Source organism: Sulfobacillus thermosulfidooxidans, assembly GCF_001280565.1.
In the GTDB taxonomy this organism is placed as follows: Bacteria; Bacillota; Sulfobacillia; order Sulfobacillales; family Sulfobacillaceae; genus Sulfobacillus; species Sulfobacillus thermosulfidooxidans_A.
On the sequence record NZ_LGRO01000001.1, the window covers coordinates 3,048,244 to 3,067,919 of the forward strand.

The 19,676-nt window shown below is 46.7% G+C and carries 19 protein-coding genes; 12 read left to right on the forward strand and 7 right to left on the reverse strand.

What is annotated here, in order from left to right:
• Positions 1–6: 6 nt before the first annotated feature.
• Together AOA63_RS14815 and AOA63_RS14820 are read left to right on the forward strand one after the other, a co-directional pair.
• On the forward strand, positions 7–513 hold the full coding sequence (locus AOA63_RS14815) for a GNAT family N-acetyltransferase (RefSeq protein WP_053960434.1): 507 nt from the start codon (positions 7–9) through the stop codon (positions 511–513).
• Between the two features lie 197 nt (positions 514–710).
• Positions 711–935: a hypothetical protein gene (locus AOA63_RS14820; RefSeq protein WP_139061629.1), complete on the forward strand. Its 225-nt coding sequence runs from the start codon at positions 711–713 to the stop codon at positions 933–935.
• Positions 936–953: 18 nt separating this feature from the next.
• On the opposite strand, the gene AOA63_RS14825 is transcribed toward AOA63_RS14820, so the two are convergent.
• The 6 genes from AOA63_RS14825 to AOA63_RS14850 all read right to left on the reverse strand — a co-directional run bounded on the left by AOA63_RS14825 (position 954) and on the right by AOA63_RS14850 (position 8,745).
• Positions 954–1,592: a hypothetical protein gene (locus AOA63_RS14825; RefSeq protein ID WP_053960436.1), complete on the reverse strand. Its 639-nt coding sequence runs from the start codon at positions 1,590–1,592 to the stop codon at positions 954–956.
• 250 nt (positions 1,593–1,842) lie between these two features.
• Entirely contained in the window at positions 1,843–2,178 is a 336-nt protein-coding gene (locus AOA63_RS14830; protein ID WP_053960437.1) for a cyclic-di-AMP receptor, read from the reverse strand.
• Positions 2,179–2,351: 173 nt separating this feature from the next.
• Positions 2,352–4,130, reverse strand: a complete 1,779-nt coding sequence (locus AOA63_RS14835; RefSeq protein ID WP_053960438.1) for an ABC transporter ATP-binding protein — start codon at positions 4,128–4,130, stop codon at positions 2,352–2,354.
• The gene (locus tag AOA63_RS14840; protein ID WP_053960439.1) at positions 4,127–5,887 is read right to left on the reverse strand and encodes an ABC transporter transmembrane domain-containing protein; all 1,761 of its coding nucleotides are present in this window, start codon (positions 5,885–5,887) and stop codon (positions 4,127–4,129) included. Before AOA63_RS14840 ends, AOA63_RS14835 begins: the two co-directional genes overlap by 4 nt.
• A gap of 618 nt (positions 5,888–6,505) precedes the next feature.
• A complete protein-coding gene (locus AOA63_RS14845; RefSeq protein WP_053960440.1) occupies positions 6,506–8,317 on the reverse strand; it encodes a S53 family peptidase in 1,812 nt (603 codons plus the stop codon).
• A gap of 224 nt (positions 8,318–8,541) precedes the next feature.
• Positions 8,542–8,745 carry a hypothetical protein gene (locus tag AOA63_RS14850; RefSeq protein ID WP_053960441.1) on the reverse strand — a complete coding sequence of 68 codons (204 nt, stop codon included), beginning with the start codon at positions 8,743–8,745 and terminating at the stop codon, positions 8,542–8,544.
• A gap of 318 nt (positions 8,746–9,063) precedes the next feature.
• Between AOA63_RS14850 and AOA63_RS14855 the strand changes: the two genes are divergently transcribed.
• The 10 genes from AOA63_RS14855 to AOA63_RS14900 all read left to right on the forward strand — a co-directional run bounded on the left by AOA63_RS14855 (position 9,064) and on the right by AOA63_RS14900 (position 19,353).
• Complete coding sequence (locus AOA63_RS14855; RefSeq protein ID WP_242848347.1) at positions 9,064–10,005, forward strand: NADP-dependent oxidoreductase; 942 nt, start codon at positions 9,064–9,066, stop codon at positions 10,003–10,005.
• Between the two features lie 53 nt (positions 10,006–10,058).
• A complete protein-coding gene (locus AOA63_RS14860) occupies positions 10,059–10,766 on the forward strand; it encodes a hypothetical protein (RefSeq protein ID WP_053960443.1) in 708 nt (235 codons plus the stop codon).
• Positions 10,763–11,593, forward strand: a complete 831-nt coding sequence (locus tag AOA63_RS14865; protein ID WP_053960444.1) for an MBL fold metallo-hydrolase — start codon at positions 10,763–10,765, stop codon at positions 11,591–11,593. The genes AOA63_RS14860 and AOA63_RS14865 overlap by 4 nt, the downstream gene beginning before the upstream one ends.
• A 292-nt stretch (positions 11,594–11,885) precedes the next feature.
• Positions 11,886–12,407, forward strand: coding sequence for a (2Fe-2S)-binding protein (locus AOA63_RS14870; RefSeq protein WP_053960445.1), 522 nt, complete (start codon positions 11,886–11,888; stop codon positions 12,405–12,407).
• A gap of 50 nt (positions 12,408–12,457) precedes the next feature.
• Entirely contained in the window at positions 12,458–14,830 is a 2,373-nt protein-coding gene (locus AOA63_RS14875; protein WP_242848348.1) for a xanthine dehydrogenase family protein molybdopterin-binding subunit, read from the forward strand.
• 38 nt (positions 14,831–14,868) lie between these two features.
• On the forward strand, positions 14,869–15,729 hold the full coding sequence (locus AOA63_RS14880) for an FAD binding domain-containing protein (RefSeq protein ID WP_053960447.1): 861 nt from the start codon (positions 14,869–14,871) through the stop codon (positions 15,727–15,729).
• A gap of 4 nt (positions 15,730–15,733) precedes the next feature.
• The gene (locus AOA63_RS14885; RefSeq protein WP_053960448.1) at positions 15,734–16,648 is read left to right on the forward strand and encodes an AAA family ATPase; all 915 of its coding nucleotides are present in this window, start codon (positions 15,734–15,736) and stop codon (positions 16,646–16,648) included.
• Entirely contained in the window at positions 16,645–17,751 is a 1,107-nt protein-coding gene (locus AOA63_RS14890) for a VWA domain-containing protein (RefSeq protein WP_053960449.1), read from the forward strand. Before AOA63_RS14885 ends, AOA63_RS14890 begins: the two co-directional genes overlap by 4 nt.
• Positions 17,752–17,796: 45 nt before the next feature.
• On the forward strand, positions 17,797–18,246 hold the full coding sequence (locus AOA63_RS14895; protein WP_053960450.1) for an SRPBCC family protein: 450 nt from the start codon (positions 17,797–17,799) through the stop codon (positions 18,244–18,246).
• Positions 18,247–18,270: 24 nt separating this feature from the next.
• The gene (locus AOA63_RS14900) at positions 18,271–19,353 is read left to right on the forward strand and encodes an XdhC family protein (RefSeq protein ID WP_053960451.1); all 1,083 of its coding nucleotides are present in this window, start codon (positions 18,271–18,273) and stop codon (positions 19,351–19,353) included.
• On the opposite strand, the gene AOA63_RS14905 is transcribed toward AOA63_RS14900, so the two are convergent.
• Positions 19,342–19,530, reverse strand: a complete 189-nt coding sequence (locus AOA63_RS14905) for a hypothetical protein (RefSeq protein ID WP_053960452.1) — start codon at positions 19,528–19,530, stop codon at positions 19,342–19,344. The genes AOA63_RS14900 and AOA63_RS14905 overlap by 12 nt on opposite strands.
• Between the last annotated feature and the right edge of the window lie 146 nt (positions 19,531–19,676).

The window sequence follows — 19,676 nt, forward strand, 5'->3', positions numbered from 1 at the left end:
AGGGATGTGAAATTTTTGATATCTGATTCGTTGCTCATTGCGGCAGTTGTCACTCATGAAGATCACGAATTCATCCGCGAGATCTGGCGCACACACTGGGGTGGGGCGGTGATGGTTTCTCGCGGTAAAATTTACCATATCTCTGAATTGTCCGCATTGATTGCAAAGAAAGATGATAAATACAAAGGTGCACTGACCTATAGCGTTTGTGGTGAAGAATCTGAATGTATCACACTCAATGCTTTAACTCAGTATCAGGGTATTGGCACGGCGCTTGTTTTGGCATGGGAAAATTGGGCCCGCCAACATCATGTCAAACGGTTATGGCTTATCACCTCGAACGATAATTTAAAAGCGTTGCGGTTTTATCAAAAACGCGGATTCCGACTTTGCCGTATCTATCCTGGCGCGATTGATGCCGCGCGCTGTCAAAAACCTTCTATTCCTCTGTGGGGTGACAAGGGCATTCCGATTCACGACGAAATAGAACTTGAAAAATGGCTGACAGTATGAAAGGAAGACCTTGAAAAAATTGGATGGCTTTTGTTTATTCCTTGGAATTAGGAATTAAGGATTATATAAATATAAGACATAAGATAAAAAATTTTATCGCTGTAGTTAATAAGCACTATGAAAAGTGATGGCGATAATATAGAATGATCATAATCTAATGCCCGAACATTTTTTATTATCAGACCTGGGGAGGGATTATGATGGCCATTCTCATTGTCGTTCTCACAGCAGCATTTGCGCCCATTTTCATTGCTCTTTTTGGTTCTAGCCTATGGTCTTTCATGAAACATCTTGTGTGGACGGCTTTAATCCATCCCTCAAACCAAGTTATTGTATTACCGGGGGGATGGCGCCGCAAAGCGGCGTGGTTTGTCCGTCCTTCGAAAAAACCATTGCCTCCAGAAGAACGGGATGTGTCCTAAGGACGTTTAAATTCCTTCTCATGACTGGGCCCATGACGGCAGAGGAAGCGGGAGCCCTTTATTGGGAGGCATTAAGAGATTTTCTGGTGTTAAAAAAGACGGTTCGGGATTAATGATGAGATACGTGGGAATCCATTGGCCTTGCCACTGCCAGAGACTTACGAGCTGCACCCAACCCAATTTGCGAGATTTAACGACAACCCCAAGAACGATGGTGTGGGGACGGGTCTGCATGGCCATCATAAAGCCTGCCAATGAAGCGTGTGGAGTTTGATTTTGATACCATGAGGCGATGGATGGCGACACACTGACGTGCGCAGGTGCAGCTTTGTGCTGGACGAAATTGTTCGCCCAAGCCAGCATCGTGCGCCACGGCAATGGTAACGCGCCTGGGACGCGTGGTGACATCGTCATAGGCTGCCACGTGATCTCTTTTCCATGGCTTTGGCCAAAATACATACTGCCATGGACCAAGACGGGCCAGACCCACCATGTTTGCTTAGGATCTTGTGGATTAGCAACAATCCACGGAAGCCATTTAGGAGTGGTGTGCGAGGAGGTCAATAATCCAGGGATGCCATGTTGGATCCATTGATGGGTCCACGGTGCATAAGGATCACTGACATTCACAACCTGTTTGCGAGCATGAACTCCCAAAAGCGTGGGGAGGGATTGATATTGTTCTCCAATGACGATACCTATTACGATAGCGACTATTAAAACAACTGGCTGGCAAAATCCATTTTCCCCTCTTCATCGTTCGCGTTCCCCCAACCCTGCGACACATTGCGGTCTTGATTATAGTCCATGACGTACCGGAGGTGTTTTGATGGTATGTCCCGGGATTAATTTTCTAAACCCGTCAGAGATACCAGTATAGTGAGAATGATTAACCATGATGGTGTCATTAAATGAGATGGATATAGCGTTCCACCGGGAGAGAGAAGACAATTGCGCCACCCACCACAACGGTAGTGGGGTATGCATAGATATCAGGATGAAGGGTGACGTAGCCTTTTTGTGCGAGTATCTCACGTTCGTGGCTATGTTGTTCAATTATGGACAAAATGGCAGGAATTAGTGCCTTATCCGTTCCAATCATGAAGGTGGTATTGCCCAGGTTAAGAAAGGCGCCCCGGCTGGTGATTTGCGTAAAGCGAATATGGTTCTGTGTTAAGGCTTTCGCTACAGCTGGAGCGTCTGGGGATTGAACAATAATAAAAAGCAATCGATTGACAATCATAATCGTCATCCTATCTTGTCGTATGCCATTGAGCGTTGGGATGGTATTAGGTTATGGATAGAAAATAATGACAATCAATCTATTTCTATCATAATCGAAAGCCCAAAACAGGCATAGGAGAGAAAAATCTAGACACAACTTCTGAAATCCCCGAGGAAACATCTTTTTACTCTTTACTTTGTTTGTCCCTGTTGCAATAAATACATCTTGTAGTAAAGACCTTGGCGGGCGAGTAATTCCTGGTGTGTCCCTTGTTCTACGATTTCTCCGTGATGTAACACGATGATGAGATCGGCGTCCTGAATTGTTGACAGCCGGTGCGCGATGGCGATCGTCGTGCGGCCGTGGCGCATCTGGGTCAGCGCTTGTTGTATGGCGTCTTCCGTTTCGGTATCAACACTGGCCGTCGCTTCATCAAGAGCCAAAATTACTGGATTGATCGCCATCGTCCGGGCAAATGAGAGTAATTGGCGCTGACCGGTTGATAAGGTGGCACCACGCTCTCCAATGGGCGCATGATAGCCCTCGGGGAGTTGGCGAATAAATTTGTCCGCTTGGACAAATTGTGCTGCTTGGATGACGTCATCATCTGAAATGAAGTGATTGCCTAAACGAATATTGGATGTAATATCTCCAAAGAACAGAAAGGGTTCTTGCAAGACCAAACCCATCTTTCGCCGTAGTTCCTGAGAGGAATACTGGCGCAAATCGACGCCGTCAATATAAATGTGGCCTCGTTCTACGGGATAAAACCGCATTAATAAATTGATGATAGAACTTTTGCCACTGCCGGTATGCCCCACAATTGCTACCGTTTGACCGGGATGCGCGGTAAAACTGATATGCTTCAGCACATCGGTTTGCCCGTCATAAGAGAAAGACACATCGTCAAAGACCACTTCGCCGTGGGTAATCTGGGGCTGATCGTCACCGATTTTTCGGGGAGCCAATTCATTATGGTCGAGAATTTGAAAAACACGTTCAGCCGATACCATCGCCTGTTGAAAGAAATTTAACCGTTGCATCATGTTATTGATGGGCTCAAAAAATCGGCTTAAATAGGCAACAAATGCATAAAGTACCCCAATATTGACAGCGTGCGCAAAAGAGGAAATTCCAAAATACCACAGGATGAAAATGAGGGTCAAAGAATATATGACATCATTTAAGGGACGCAATAACAAGCTATTCAATTGCATATTACGAAAGCGAGCCATGCGGTATGCATCATTGATTTGTCCAAATTCCCGCCGCATCCGGCGCTCTTGGCGCATGGATTGAATAATCGCCATGCCTTGCAATGACTCGTTAAGCTTGGCATTGAGTAAGGCAAGCTGTTGACGTGCACGGTGAAAGACTGGCGAGCTTACCTTTCGGTATAAGGCCATCACTCCAATTAAGACGGGCACTAAAATGAGACAATACAATGCTAACTGTGCATTTAACGAAAACATTGCGATAAGGATGCCGCCTAAGACCGTCACGTTTTGAACAAAGGTTGAGAGCACGGTCATGAACATTTCCAAAATGGACTGCGTATCATTTGTAATTCGAGAGACAATGACTCCAACGGGTGTGCGGTCGAAAAATGAGAGAGCAATTTCCTGCGCTTTGTCAAATAGTTCAATACGCAAACGTTGAATAATGTCTAAAGCAAGGATTTGAAACAGTTGCAATTGGATGATGTTAAGAATAGCGGTGACAATAACTAAACTCAGATACAAACTCGCCAATTCTGCTAACACGATCCGGGGAAAATGCCGGGGAATCAAATATTGATCGAGAAAAATCTTAATCAAAATCGGTTGAATGACATCGGTTGCCGTGGCTGCCATTAAGACAAAAAATGCCAACAACAGTTTTCGGCGGTAGGGAAGTAAATATCCTAGCAATCGACGAAAAGTCCCTGTCGGCACAGCGATGGATGAAGATTGACTGCCTTCTAGAATCATACTTCAATACCTCCTTGCTCGACCTGGGTTTCAAGTTGCTGGCGTCGGTACATGTCCCAATACCGTCCTCCTAGACCCCATAAGCTGTCATGCGTTCCGCGTTCCACAATAGTGCCGTTTTCGAGCACAATGATTTGATCCGCGTGTTCCACCGTGCGCAGTCGATGAGTGGCGATGATCGTGGTGCGTCCTTGCCGGTTCTCTTTAATACTGTTCAAAATATGGGTCTCTGTGCGGGCATCAACCGCTGAGAGTGTATCGTCCAGCAATAAGATCTCGGCATCTTGGAGTAAGGCTCGTGCAATAGATATCCGCTGTTTTTGTCCTCCCGATAAATTGGTACCGCGCTCGCCTACTACGGTTTCAAATCCCTGAGGAAATTGTTGAATGTCTTCGAGGATACTTGCGAGATAGGCGGCGTTGACAATCTCGTCATGGGTCGCATCGGGTTTTCCAAAAGCAATGTTTTGGGCCACGGTTTCCGAAAAGATGAAAGCGTCTTGTGGTGCATAAGCAATGCTTTGGCGTAAGGCGTCTAATGTGACATCGTATATCGATACATTGCCAATGAGAATATCCCCTTCGCCAGCCTTCAAATCAAACTCGCGTAATAGCAGGCGGAGCAAAGTTGTTTTCCCAGAGCCGGTACGGCCAACAATGCCGAGTGTTTGCCCTTTTTCAATTTCTAAGACGATGTCTTTGAGAACTGGGCGATCATGTTCTGGATAACAAAAATGGTGAATATCAAAAATGACCCGTCCCGTCGGTACCACATTTACCGCATGTGGACGGTTTGTCACTGCGGGTGGGATTGCTAGCAATTGTTTAACACGTTCGTAGGATGCACTCCCGCGTTCGACGATATTAAATAAGAAACCAAAAGCCAACATGGGCCAGATTAATTGGCCAAGATAGAGTGTAAAAGTTGTCAGGTTCCCCAAATTTAACGATCCATGCACAACAAACCATGCTCCAACGGCAATAGACAAAAAATATGAAAGTCCAACAATGACCGATATTGTGGGATCGAACAAGGAGTCAATGCGGGCGACGGCAACACTTTTGTCCACGACATCACGGGAAAGAGCTACGAAATTTTCCCGTTCCCACTTTTCCTGACCAAATGCGCGCACGACACGGATTCCCGATACATATTCTTGAACACGGTCATTGATGTCAGAGAATGCGGCCTGCGCCAAATAAAAACGGTCATGAAGCATCTTGCCATAGCGAGTCACCGCGTAGGCCATGAGCGGCATCGGAAGCAATGAAATAATCGTGAGCTTCCAATTGATAAAAGCCATGGTCGTAATAACGACACTCCCGGTGGTAAGGGAATCGACGAATGTGAGCACGCCTTCGGAAGCGGTGTCTTGAATCGCTTGGACATCATTGGTTGAGTGGGCCATGAGATCGCCGATACGCTTATGATGGTAAAATTCCGGAGACATGAGGGTGAAATGATCATAAAGCCTAGTCCGGAGTTCTGCGCCTAGTTGAATGGCTCCTCCAAATAATAAAATGCGCCACAAATACCGAATGGCATAGGTGATCAAGGCGGTGATCAAAATAATGAGCAGATCATCGTCAAGTTTTCCGCGCGTGAGTGTGTGATGCGTTAAATCGTTAATGATCAGTCCAACAATACGCGGAGGAATCAAGGATAGAAGAGCAACCATCATAAGGAGCAAAATACCCACAATATATCGAGTCGGATGACGGCGAAAGAACCACATCAGATCCAAAAAAACGCGCACGATATTGTCCTTTCTGGTTTTCCAACCACAGGAAAAACACCTTAAAATCTTATTACATACCAGTTAGCCTGAACAACTGTCGTCACGATGTCGCTAACTCATGTCGCCTTGCAATATGGTAATGGTTCATTGAGTTCACGAAAGTACAAAAACAGACTGCCAATCAGAAAGCGAGACATCGATTATTTTATCACTTTGTCTCAGCCAATCTGCTAGCGTTTAGGGATTCTAAGGCTAAAGACTTAGCAAATTTCTTGATTTTGTTGGGTTTTGTTCGTGGCGTTTCGAACAAAAACGGTGAGTTATATGAGATTTTAGGGTTCGTTGTGTGATTTTCGGTCTAGTATTGTGACAAGATCAAGATGGTCTGTGGCCAAGCCCGCTTGTAGCAGTTAAAGGTCCATGATATTTAAGATAAGGCATTTCGACTATTAGATTAGCGCGATGTCCTCCCTTATCATATTAAGAACATCAGACATTATGATGCTTTCCCGAAGCCTGCTGTTTTCGTTGCAACCGGTGCTGATAACTAAGACATGAAACCAAGCCACTTCCGTTACTGAAAACTGGCTTGGTTTCAACGTCATAAATAAAACGGGGGAACAAGGCAGTAATTTTTTAATGAGTTAAGGCTTCAATGTCTTGCGTTAAGTTTGATACATCAGGACTTCCTAATCCTGTTACCCGGTTGTATCCTAACTGATCATAGTAAAACCAGTTGTTCCCTTTGGTAATCGTATGAAAAGCCGGGTATAACGTGTTTTCGGGACTTTGAAATACAGTATAGAACAGGGGATTGGCGAAGCCAATTTGGGCATGTAATGCGCTGTCCATCACAGCAACAATTCCGGCCCATTGTGGAGATGCAAAGGATGTTCCGCCGAACCCATTCAACCATCCTTCCCCATAAGGCGTGCCGGGATTTGTGTCATAAACGGCATAACCCGTAAAGGGATCCGCGTTGAGGGCGACGTCAGGTACATTACGTCCTGCCGTTTGGGGGAATGAAGGTCCATATTGATAAAAAGGACGACGGAAAATGTCGGACGTTCCTCCGCCTGATCCTATCGGGAAAACGGCTTGGAAGAATTGGGCCTCAGAGGTGTAGCCGAAATTTGCGTAATATGGCAGTAAATAAGACCAACCCCATCCATGCTCTGTTCGCATAGGAATGTAGCCACCAGGAATAGGCACTTCACCGTTTATGGGCAAGGTGGTCCCACCGGCCGCTGTAATATACGGTGATGAGGCTGGAAAATCCACTGAAGGCGCACTGATGATCGGGTAGCCATCATAGGCTCCATAATCTCCTGATGCGGCGAATAAAGATTGTCCTTGGGCAGCCCCCTCCATAAAGATATTGTTGATGGAAAAGTCATAGGCCGGAGTTGCCAATAATTCGTCTTCACCCCAGCTGCAGGACATCGTTTGTGCTTGATCTTGGCTGACTACGGCATTGAAGAGATCATAGAATCCCTGGGAGGTATTAGGGGCTTCATAGACTAAGATATTGGCCCGGGGTGCCAACGAACCCGAACGTTCCACATCTAATGTGGTTTCGATTCTTCCGGAGCCTGGACCACTATCCCCAGATGGGAATCCTCCATCAACCGGCACAATATTTAGGGTAGCTTGGCCTCGGTTAATGTGATAATACTTCCAAAAATACTGTGCGTCTGACGGTTGAAATGTGGCTAAGGTGGCAATAGCAATCGTCTCGTGTTGCCCTAGTGCTTTCTGTTGATAGAGTGGGGTGAGCTGATAGGCTTGTGCAATTTGTTGGGGGCTGTATCCTTGCGGGGAAGTGGTCGAAGCCGTAGATGAAGATGAGTGAGTTAAATCAGAAATGGTGTTAAGTGCCGGATGGAATGCATGGTATGTGGTCAGTCCTATGAACCCTGAGATAAGGTTAGCCACATTAGCGGGCAAGCTTGGGTCTTGAGTATTTGCCGTAAAGACTTGCTTGCCATGACGGTAGTGCATCATTTGCACATGCAAGGCTTGCTCAATTTGGCCATAGGTTCCACGGAGGGTTAAGGTATTATGATTGGAAGACACGGACTGTAAGGCCAGGCCGTACTGGGAAAAATATTGGGTGACTTGGTGGATTTGATTCGTTGTGGGACCAAATTCCTCGGTAAACTGTGCTGGACTTAGAAAATGGCGATAATTTGCAGATGAAGGCGAATACAGGCTTTGGATCAAGTTTTTGAGTTGATTGACATGACGCCAATTAAGGCTCACCTCAAAGGTTGTTGTGGCAGAAGATGGCACTGGTCCTTGCAGCGTTGATTGCTTCAGTAGCTGATGCGCCACATTATGATGCATTATGGTTAGGGACGGATTAGATGCTGCAAGGGTTGTGGATGCAAAGAATAGAATGCTTGCCATAGTCGCTGAAGACAGCATCAGGATTTGGCGTTGTCTCATGACGAAACCCTCCTATCGTAATGTCGTTGCCGATATCGTGCAATAGGCTACAAAATCCTTTGAACCAAAGGTCTGTAAGGTTTTTCAGGGTTATTTTGCAGTTTTCAGTTCTAATGGGAGGATTCGTAGTTAATAGCTATATTCCTTTATCCGCTGGGAAATTTCGTCCGACATTCTCCGACCGATTTTGCGCAGAAAAGAACCCAATTCACATAATGTGGCAATTAATGGGGAGATTTGGGAGGTTTGGGCTTCCTAAGGGGAGATAAGGTGCCTAAGGTGATAAATGTTCCGATTACAAGAAAGAGAAGGCCTAAGCCCATAATCTTGGCGCGAAATGGGAATATGGCCGTAGAGATGGTGCCAAATCCTAAAATGCCAAATACGCTACCTAACGTAAACCGAATGATGGCGAGCCATCGTTTCATTATTGTATCGCTTCCTCATTATACGGTTATTAAATTGTCATGCCGATCTTTACATGAACGTGAACGGCCGGAATATCAGGAAACTTTATCACCCATTATATCGTGAATTCATTGCTTGGCGACACAAAGATAATCATTGGTAGAAAGATTGTTGAACTTTCTGTGGGATGAAGGTAACCGTTTCTGACCTGAAGACAAACTCCAGAGTGTGAGATAGGCTTTTTCCTTGGAATTGATAAAATGGGAGAAAGGGGTTTTGCGATGACGCCTAAATTATGAACCTATTATGCAACGAGAGGCAGGACAAAAATGTTTGCTATGGTTATTGATCAATACGGGCCCCCAGAAGTATTACATGGAGCATCGGTTGAGTTGGGAACCCTAGGGCCTTTTGATGTGCTCATCAAGAATTATGCAACATCAGTAAATCCTGTTGATTGGAAAGTCCGGCAAGGCTATTTGCAAGCACGATTGCCCCTCAAATTCCCCGCCATCTTAGGATGGGATGCAGCCGGAATTATTGTCCAGGTAGGTCCTAGTGTAAGTCGTTTTCATGTTGGCGACAAAGTGTTTACCCGCCCAGCGATAGATAGACCGGGAACCTATGCCGAGTATGTTGTGGTTCACGAAAATCTAGTGGCGGCAAAGCCCTCATCTTTAAGCTTTCTTGAGGCGGCCTGTGTCCCGTTAGCGGGTCTGACTGCTTGGGAGGCGCTCGTGGAATATGCCCATATTGGTCCCGGACAGCATGTTTTGATTCATGGCGGTGCGGGAGGGGTGGGAAGTTATGCCATTCAATTAGCCAAAGCCATGGGAGCCTATGTGGTGACCACAACTCGAAAGATTAATAGCGAATATGTAGAAAGTTTAGGCGCTGATCGTGTAATTGATTATGAGTCACAAGCATTTGAAACGATAATCCGCGACATTGATGTGGTACTGGATACCATGGGAGGAACCGTTCAAGAGAAAAGTTTTGCTGTCCTAAAACCCGGCGGTATTTTGGTGTCCATAGCGCAACCACCGGATCAAAAGCGCGCCAAAGAGTTTCACGTTAAGGCCGTCTGGTTTTTTCTCGAACCCGATGGGAAAAAATTGCAACAGCTGGGCCAACTATTTGCCGGCGGCAAGATGAAACCAACGGTCGGGAACGTTTTTGCATTACGCGACATTCAAAATGCTCATGTATTAAGCCAAAGTGGTCATAGCGTCGGTAAAATAGGCATTGTGATTGATCCAGAAAAGGCCTACCAACATTAATTTCGCGAAGACGCAGTGATTATCTGTCATCACGCCACACAAAAGGAGTCATTATGACGACAATTGGACGCGCTTCCACTGTCATTGTCTATCGGCACACGTTAAAGGGTTATGAAGTTCTCATGACAAAGCGGTCTAGCCACGTGACGTCCTTTCCCGGTCACTGGGTCTTTCCCGGAGGCAAAGAAAATCCCGAAGACCGTTTGGTTGCGGCGAGTCTTCACCAAACCGTCCGCATGGACATGTTTATTGATCAAGAGGAATTTCAACAATCTATGGTCGATGACTTTCTGCGAACAACTGGTAGGATTCCCGTGCGGGAGAAGCCTGAGAGTTTTCAACCCTTAGAGTGGCTGAGCCTTTTGGTGACAGGGCTCAGAGAGTTGTGGGAAGAAACCGGATTGGCGTATAGTCTTCCCGCACTGACAGATGATGACCGACAGGCTGTTCAATCAGCGTTATTAGAAGGCGAATCACTCCATCAGTTGATGGTTCGATATCATTATGGGTTAGACGTTCAAGCATTTACTGCCATTGGACGGATTACCACTCCCAATTTTGGCGAACAGGTGAGGCGCTTTGATACGGCGTTCTTTTTGGCACGGGACCTGCGTCAATCTCCGATACTCACAGCTTCTGAAGTCACTCAAGTTGAGTGGGTTCGTCCTAAGGCCGCATTAACACGATTCAATGCCTTATTAGCCATTCCAACCCGGTACATTTTGATGCAATTGGCGCAAAGGTGGGAAGACAAATCGTGAAGTCCGCGCTGATTGTGGTGGCAGAGGGTGTCTGGCAAACTCCTGTAGCGTCCAACACTTTGCCGCCATACAACCATACACATTGTTATTGGATAGACACAGGCCAAGGGTTTATCTTAGTGGACACTGGAGATGGGGTGTTAGGTACTGAGCAGCTTTATGAAGCCTATGTTGCCTTAGGTCGACCGCCGATGCAGGCTGTGATAGTGACCCACGGTCATCATGATCATGTGGGCGGGGCACAGTGGGCTTATGATCAGTGGCGGGTGCCCGTCTGGCTGAATTTTAAGGATTGGGAACTCTTGCCGGAGGTTTTGCGATCGGCTTCTTATTGGCAAGATCTGGGTAGGGTACGATCCAAAGAATTCTTCGGGATGGAACTCATTGATGCCCCGGGCCATACTCCAGGACAAATAAATCTGTTTTTACCAAAACACCGCCTTTTATTTGCTGGCGATAACCTTTTAGGCAATAGTACAAGTGTCATTACACCGCCCTATGGACACCTACGTACGTATTTGCAAACGCTTGAACGGTTAGCGCAATATGATGCGCAAGTCGTGCTCCCAGCACATGGGGATGTCATCACCAATCCAGCCCGTTATATCACGCTTTATCAGCGTCACCGTAAAGAACGGTTGGCCCAAATTCGCCATGCTTTACAGGCGCATCCATTATCTGCCCAGGAATTGGCCGCACAGCTCTATCCGGGAGCGTTACAATTCTTAGGAACACGGATGATGTTGTCTCATCTGCAATATCTTATGGAGGAGCAGGAAGTTACGTTGTTGGAAGATGAAATCCATTACCGTCTTATTGCACCCTAATTTTTTCATTGGGGAGTCTATTTCTCTCGCTTGCTCCCACTCTACGGCGATATTCACTTTCTTTCTATCCAATGCATGGAGTCATCTAGTGAAATCGTTATGAATTGCATGAACGGCAAGGTTAATAAGTCATTCGACTGAAATGGGCAAATCCGTGATTTCATCTAAAACAAAAATTCTGCAACCCTTCGTTGTCCAAAAATTACCATTGTGCTACAATGAATTTGTTATGTTTGAAATAATCTAATTAACACGAAATATCAGGCGCGAAAGTCCAAAGGAGGAGAGTCCTATGGTATCGGAACGCTTTCCTGTGACTCTCACGATAAATGGCCAAAAGATTGTTCGAGATGTGGAACCTCGAACACTTTTGGTTCATTTTTTGCGAGATGACCTGAATTTGACCGGTACCCATGTGGGATGTGATACATCACAGTGTGGGACCTGCACAATTCTATTGAATAATCAAGCCGTGAAATCTTGTACCATTTTAACTGTCCAAGCCGATGGTGCAGAGATTGTCACTGTAGAAGGATTGGAACGAGAGCATTTACACCCCGTCCAACAAGCGTTTTGGGAAAAACATGGATTACAGTGTGGCTTTTGTACACCAGGAGCCATGATGCTGGCCGCTTATCTGATTAACCAGGAAGGACCGTTAACTGAAGAAGCCATCCGTCGTCAACTTGATGGGCTACTATGCCGCTGCACAGGATATGAAAATATCGTACGGGCCATCAAACGTGCCCAAGAAATTATAGAAGAGGGCGACAAAGAGCGATCCCAAGAAACGGCTCAAAGCACATGGGGCTGAGAACAAAACGCATCATGATTGCCATCGACGGTCATTGCCTTGCGTCTTGAATGATGAAAAAAGAGGTGATTGAAATGGCTCAAGTGATTGGACAACCCCTAAAACGGCAAGAAGATATTCGGTTGATTCGCGGTCAAGGGCAATATACCGATGACATCAAATTGCCAGGAATGCTGTATGCCTACATTCTCAGAAGTCCTTATGCGCACGCAAAAATTTTGTCCATTGACACGACCGTGGCCAAGACAATGCCAGGCGTTGTAGCCATCTTTACAGGAAATGATTTAAAAGACGAGGTTGGACTGATTCCTACCGCATGGATTCCACCGGATTCTGATTTGCATGTTCCACCACATCCAGCTTTAGCCTATGACACGGTGCGTTATCAAGGAGATGGTGTGGCTGTTATCATCGCGGAAAGTCCCTATCAAGCACAAGATGCGGCCTTCAAAATATCTGTTCAATATAAACCCTTGCCAGTTGTCACCGATCCCCGTGACGCCGTGCAGGATCAAGCCCCCTTAGTACATTCCGAAATAGCTCATAATATCGCATTTCATTGGCGAGCGGGAGATAACCTGGATGATATTTTTTCCCAAGCAGACGTTGTTGTAAAGCAACAATTTCGCCAACAACGTCTGATTCCCAGTGCGATGGAACCGCGGTGTGCTGTTGCTGACTATCACGGGGCAACAGGCGAATTGACGCTATGGGCAACGACCCAAAATCCTCACATTCACCGCCTGCTAATGTCTGGCATTTTAGGCATCTCTGAACATAAATTGCGTGTCATCGCCATTGATGTGGGAGGTGCATTTGGAAGCAAGATTTCTTGTTATCCCGATGAAGTGATTGTATCTTGGGCCAGTCAAAAATTACACCGGCCAGTAAAATGGACGGAAACCCGGCAGGAAAATTTTCTTGTTACCACGCATGGCCGCGATCATGTTGAGGAAGTGGAATTGGCGGGAACACGAGATGGCCATATCCAAGCCGTTCGGGTGAAAGTCTATGCCAATATGGGGGCCTATCTGTCGACGGCTGCTCCCGGAGTTCCAACCATCTTATTTGGTTTAATTATTAATGGTGCGTATAAGATTGCTCATGCATCTTCAGAAGTATTTGGGGTCTTGACGCATACCACACCAGTAGATGCTTACCGGGGAGCGGGACGTCCTGAGGCCACGTTTTTGATTGAACGCATGGTCGACCTTTATGCTTTAGCCATTCAAATGGATCCTCTCGACGTTCGGAAAAAGAATCTCATTCGACCCGATGAATTTCCCTTTACCAATCCTTTTGGTCTCGAATATGATAGCGGCAATTATCAAGCGACACTCGATAAGGCTTTGCAAATCTTTAACTATGAGGAGTTTCGCCGAGATCAAGAAAATTTGCGGAAGCAAGGGAAATATATTGGTGTCGGTTTCAGCACTTACGTAGAGATGTGTGGTTTAGGCCCTTCGGAAGTGGCAGGGGCTGTGGGATTTCAAGGAGGATTGTGGGAGAGTGCGACCGTACGGGTTCATCCGACTGGCAAAGTGAGCGTATTTACTGGGGCGTCGCCTCATGGGCAAGGTGAAGAAACCACCTTTGCCCAAATTGTCGCGGAGGAACTCGGGATTCCTATTGAGGATATTGAAGTGATTCATGGGGATACAGCACAAATTGCGATGGGTTGGGGAACTTATGGATCACGTACGACGGCAGTAGGTGGTGCGGCCATTCACATGGCGAATCAAAAAGTGATTGAGAAAGCACGCAAGATTGCAGCTCATAAACTCGAAGTCAATGAGGATGACGTGGTTTTTGACAAAGGTGTGTTTATGGTTAAGGGATTGCCAGCAAGGAGCATTCAGTTTCAACAAGTGGCACTAGACGCGTATCTGGCTTGGAATTTGCCTCCAGGAATCGAACCCGCATTAGAAGGAACCGCTTTTTATAATCCCAAAAACTTTACGTATCCCTTTGGGGTCCATATTGCCGTTGTGTCCGTCGATACGGATACCGGGGATATTACTTTGATGCGTTATATCGCGGTCGATGACGTCGGGAAAATTATTAATCCCATGATTGTCGAAGGTCAAGTGCATGGAGGACTCGTGCAGGGCATTGGCCAAGCATTATGGGAAGGTGCGGAATTTGATAACCAGGGTCAATTAATTACTGGATCGTTTTTGGACTATACGGTGCCTAAAGCCCGATTCTTTCCGCGATTCGAGACGGCACATACTGAAACGCCCTCACCTCATAATCCCCTAGGAGTTAAAGGTGTCGGAGAAACCGGAGCCATCGCCTCGACCCCAGCCATCGTCAATGCCGTGATGGATGCCTTACGGCCCTTTAACATTTTCGATTTACCGATGCCGCTGACTCCTCATAAGGTCTGGAATGCGATTCGTCAAGCCCAGTTGTCTTCATAATAACGTCATAATCACGCAATGATGGGAGGTTAATACACGTGTACACAGCATCATTCGAATACCGGCGGGCAAATTCTGTTGATGAAGCATTACACTGGTTAGCAGCCGATCCCGAAAACAGCAAGATTTTAGCGGGAGGCCATAGCTTATTGCCGTTGATGAAACTCATGTTAGCCGAACCTCAAATTCTTATTGATATCGGGCGTATTCGTTCACTTCAGGGGATCTTGGTAGAGGACAATTGGCTTCGCATTGGAGCCTACACGACCTATGCAGAAATTATAAACAATGAGGAGATTGCCCGTTTTTGTCCCTTGTTGGCGCAAGTGGCTGCGACCATTGGCGATGTCCAGGTGAGAAATCGAGGAACCATTGGCGGCAGTTTGTGTCATGCCGATCCGCAAGCTGACATGCCGGCAGCGGCTTTAGCTTTAGATGCTGAGGTTGTTATCGAAAGTCCCCGGGGCCAGCGCGTTGAACCGGTAAACGGATTTTTTCAAGCACCTTTTATGACCTCATTAGCGGCGGACGAAATTCTTACAGCTATACGGATTCCTAAAATACCTGCACCTGTGCTGAGCACATATGTGAAACGTTCTCATCCAGCCTCCGGTTATCCCATCATTGGCGTCGCTTTGTGGGTAAGGATGGACGGAGGGGTGATAAGGCAATGTCATCTTGCCATTACAGGGATTGCGATGTTACCCTTCCGGGCTTTTAAGGTGGAAGAGTATTTGCAAGGCCGGACGCTGGATCCCGAAACGATAGCAAGGGTTAGTTCATTGGCGGAAGAAGATGGGATTCTGGAAGAGGATGAGGATGGATACAAAAGCCATCTCTTGCGAGTTTATGTGGAACGTGCGTTTTGGCAACTGGTACCGTCAGTAAAAGACGAGTGATGGGATGAGACAGTTTAACAATATCGATGAGGTCTTAGGACGTCTTGCGGACCAGCAGTATTTGGCCGATAGATCTTTAGCTACCGCTATCTTTCTCTGTATCAAATTGGAACGCCCTTTATTTATTGAAGGCGAACCGGGAGTAGGGAAGACAGCCGTAGCTCAGGCTTTGGCGGACATATTCAATGTGCCTCTCATTCGGCTACAATGTTATGAGGGCATCGACCGGGAAAGTGCCTTGTATGAATGGAATTATCCAAAGCAATTGTTGGCCATTCGTATGCAGGAAAATTCTTGGCGGTCTGATGCGCCAATGGAGTCATCGCTGGAATCATCATTATATCAAGAGGAGTTTTTGCTAAAACGCCCCTTATATAATGCTCTGCGTCCAAGAGGACCGGCTCCGGTTTTGCTGATTGACGAAATCGATCGCAGTGATGACGAATTCGAAGCCTTTTTGCTGGAAATTTTATCCGAGTTTCAAATAACCATTCCGGAATTGGGGACCATTAAAGCGCAGGAAAAACCCTTTGTGGTGCTCACGTCCAATCGAACGCGCGATGTGCATGATGCCTTAAAACGCCGCTGTATCTATCATTGGTTAGACTATCCGAACTTTTCACGTGAACTGAACATTGTGCAAATGAAAGTACCCGGGCTCGATGCTCAGTTAGCTGAGGATATCGTCCGCTATGTTCAAGAGCTTCGCCAGCACTCTTTCGATAAGAGACCCGGGCTTGCGGAAACTTTGGACTGGGCCAAAGCACTACAAGCTTTGTTCGTCACACAGTTAGACGCTCAGTTGATTGAGGAGACTATCGGATGTTTGTTGAAAGACCGAGACGATGTCATGCTGTTGCGATCGGGCAATTCTTTGACTCTCATGGAACGCATTCTCGGGGAGATAAAAGGATCATGACAGCGCTATCTCATAATTTATGGGCATTGGCCCGGGGGTTGAGACGCTTGGGATTTTCCATAAATGTGACCGATCTGAAAGACGTGGAGATCGCTTTATCTGTTACACAGGATTTCTCGGTTAGGGGACTGCATGACATTATAGAAAATTTATGGGTGAAATCTCTGTGGCAGAAACAGGTTTTCGATCAGGCTTACACCTTATGGGTCCACGCATTGCTGGATAATTTGCCCATAGCGGGGAATCTTCCTGGGATTTCCCCTTTGCCCAAGGCCCTGCCACAAAGCAAACAAGTCACGTGGATGTCCCAACAAATCGCTCGTGTTCGAGTTATGGCGCCGGAGACAGTGAATCTTCACATCCATACAGCGAGCGACACAGAACGCCTTTATGGGAAAGAGCCGCCCACAGCCCATGACGTCTGGAATTTGCGTCATCAGTTTCTCAAAATGCCTCATCATAATCGACATGGCTACCGCAAAGTTTCGGCAAAACGAGGACGGGCATGGGATTTATCCAAGACGTTAAGAAAAAGCCTAACTTCGGGTGAATTGATGCAGTGGTTTTATCACACTAATCGGCCGAAGAGGCGCAAAACAGTTGTGTTGTGGGATCTCAGTCAATCCATGGCTCCATTTATCCCTGTCTTTTTTCCGTTCTTATATGGACTGATTCATTCGTCCGAGTTGATTGAGATATGGGGATTTAGCACGCGGTTGACTCTTGTGAATCCTCTGTTGCAGGGGGAGACGGTGAACAATGCGTACCGGGCTTTATTTCGCCGGGTCCCGGATCTTGGTGGGGGTACGCGACTTGAAGAATCCCTTTTGGCCTTAACAATGAAAATCAAGCCCTATCTTCGCCATCACACGGATCTGATTCTTATAACGGACGGGTATGAGGCCGGAGAGTGCGTGCATTTGGAGAGCCTTATCGCTCGACTTAAACGTCTTACCCACCTGCTAATTTGGTGGAATCCATGGCTTGCCGATCCGCACTATGAAATTGTGAGCCATGCCGGCCGGATTCTTCAGCAGTATTGTCGTCTGGAGCGTGCGGGTTCTCTCGGCGATTGTTTCATTGCCTGGAACCGCCTAGCATAACCTCCCACTGTCTTTAGAGAAACCCAGTCGAAAGGACGGATATCTATGCAATTATCAGGAAGCAAAATAATTCCCGCCTCCGCCGAAAAAGCCTATGCCTTATTGACAAACCCCGAGGTATTGATGCGTACGATGCCGGGTTTAAAACAACTGACACCCTCGCCATCAGGCGGTTATGCTGCGGAGATGGAAATGGGGGTCGCGGCCGTCAAAGGAAAATACCAGGGCCACATGCAGATCCACGATGCGATAGCACCACAATCATACCGGTTAGTGCTTGACGGGCAGGGACCCGGGGGATTTGTTTCGGTAGATATGAGAGTGGAATTTGAACCCAATGAGAACGGCACTGCTGTTCGATATGAGGGCGAAGCCAATGTTGGCGGCACCATTGCCTCTATGGGGCAACGTATGATCCATGGTGTGGCCAATTACCTAGTCAACCAATTTGTCACAGCCGTAGCCAAAGAAGCTGAAAGGGATATGGTGTCTTAGTGTTGGAAGGAAAGGAGAAGAGACATGTCTTCAATTCGTGAAGCCCAAAAGATTTTTGAGGCTATCTTTCGAGCTGAAAATGAGGGCCATCACAGTTGTCTTCTTATGATTACAGCGGTCAACGGGTCCGCATATCGAAGACCGGGAGCAAAAATGATGATGGCAGATGATGGGCGTATGGTCGGAACATTAAGTGGAGGTTGTCTTGAAGGGGATTTGTACCACTATGCCGAGGCAGTGATGAAGACCCAGGTTCCCCAGATGCATCATTACAATTTAGTGGAAGATGAAATGTGGGGATTAGGAATTGGGTGCAAGGGCGAAATTGACGTGTTAATCGAACCCATCGGCGTGAATTATTCCTTTTGGCAAGAATTTTTCCAAGAGATTAATCAAGATGTGCCTCTCCTTTTGGGCTTGCAGCTGCCCCAAGGTGAACGCTTCTATCACAGTGCATCGGGTGAGAAGGCGAGTTTGCTGTCTTGTAACATCCCCGTTGAGGTAGCCGAATTTCCCTATTCCGCGCCCACTATCGTGCAAGATGATATACTCTTGGATTATCTTGTGCCACCTCCGAAGCTCATTGTGGCGGGAGCGGGACATGATGCGAAACCTGTTGTCGAACTGGCCAGGCGCGTGGGTTTTGATGTTTATATTCTTGATTGCCGCCCTCTGTTTAATAATTCCCGGGAATTTCCTTGGGCCACGGAGTGGATTGTCGAAGAGGATGGGGTGTCTCACCGACGTGAATTACATGGCGCCTTTTGGCTCATTATGAATCATCATCAAGCACGCGATGAGGCGGCGTTATTACAGGCGATGCACGCTCACTCTCGCTATATTGGCGTTCTCGGGCCGTTAGCGAGAACCCGGGATATGCTAAAAAATCTACATGCGACGCCTGTGGACAATTTACCGATCTTTTCTCCCGTAGGACTTGACCTCGGGGCAGAAACCCCTGAGGAAGTGGCGATCAGTATTGTGAGTGAACTCATGATGATTCGTCAAGAAACTCAAGGGGGACACCTTACCGGCCGTGAGAAAATTCACTGGCCATCTGGGCCATCTGGGTATAGCAAAGAGTCAAAACCCAGGTTAGCGCAGTAAAGAATAGATCCAGAACGACAAATCAGTTAACAGTTCGAGGGGATGGCTGGGAAGACTCCACTTCAGGATGAGCCCTAACCCAAAGGTTTGGAAGAAAAAGTAAATAAATGAAAATGACTTTGGATAATGCGATGTCTTTGATGACGTTACCCACCGAGAGAGATCAGAAGAAATCATGGACATGCCTCCTGCTATCGCGAACAGTGACAATCGACGATGAGATACTGTAATAATTGGATGGCAATCTCTTCTATTTCTTGGTATAACGCTTTCCAAAGAAAAAAGTTTCACATTCTACGATTTTTATTCCGATAATATTGATG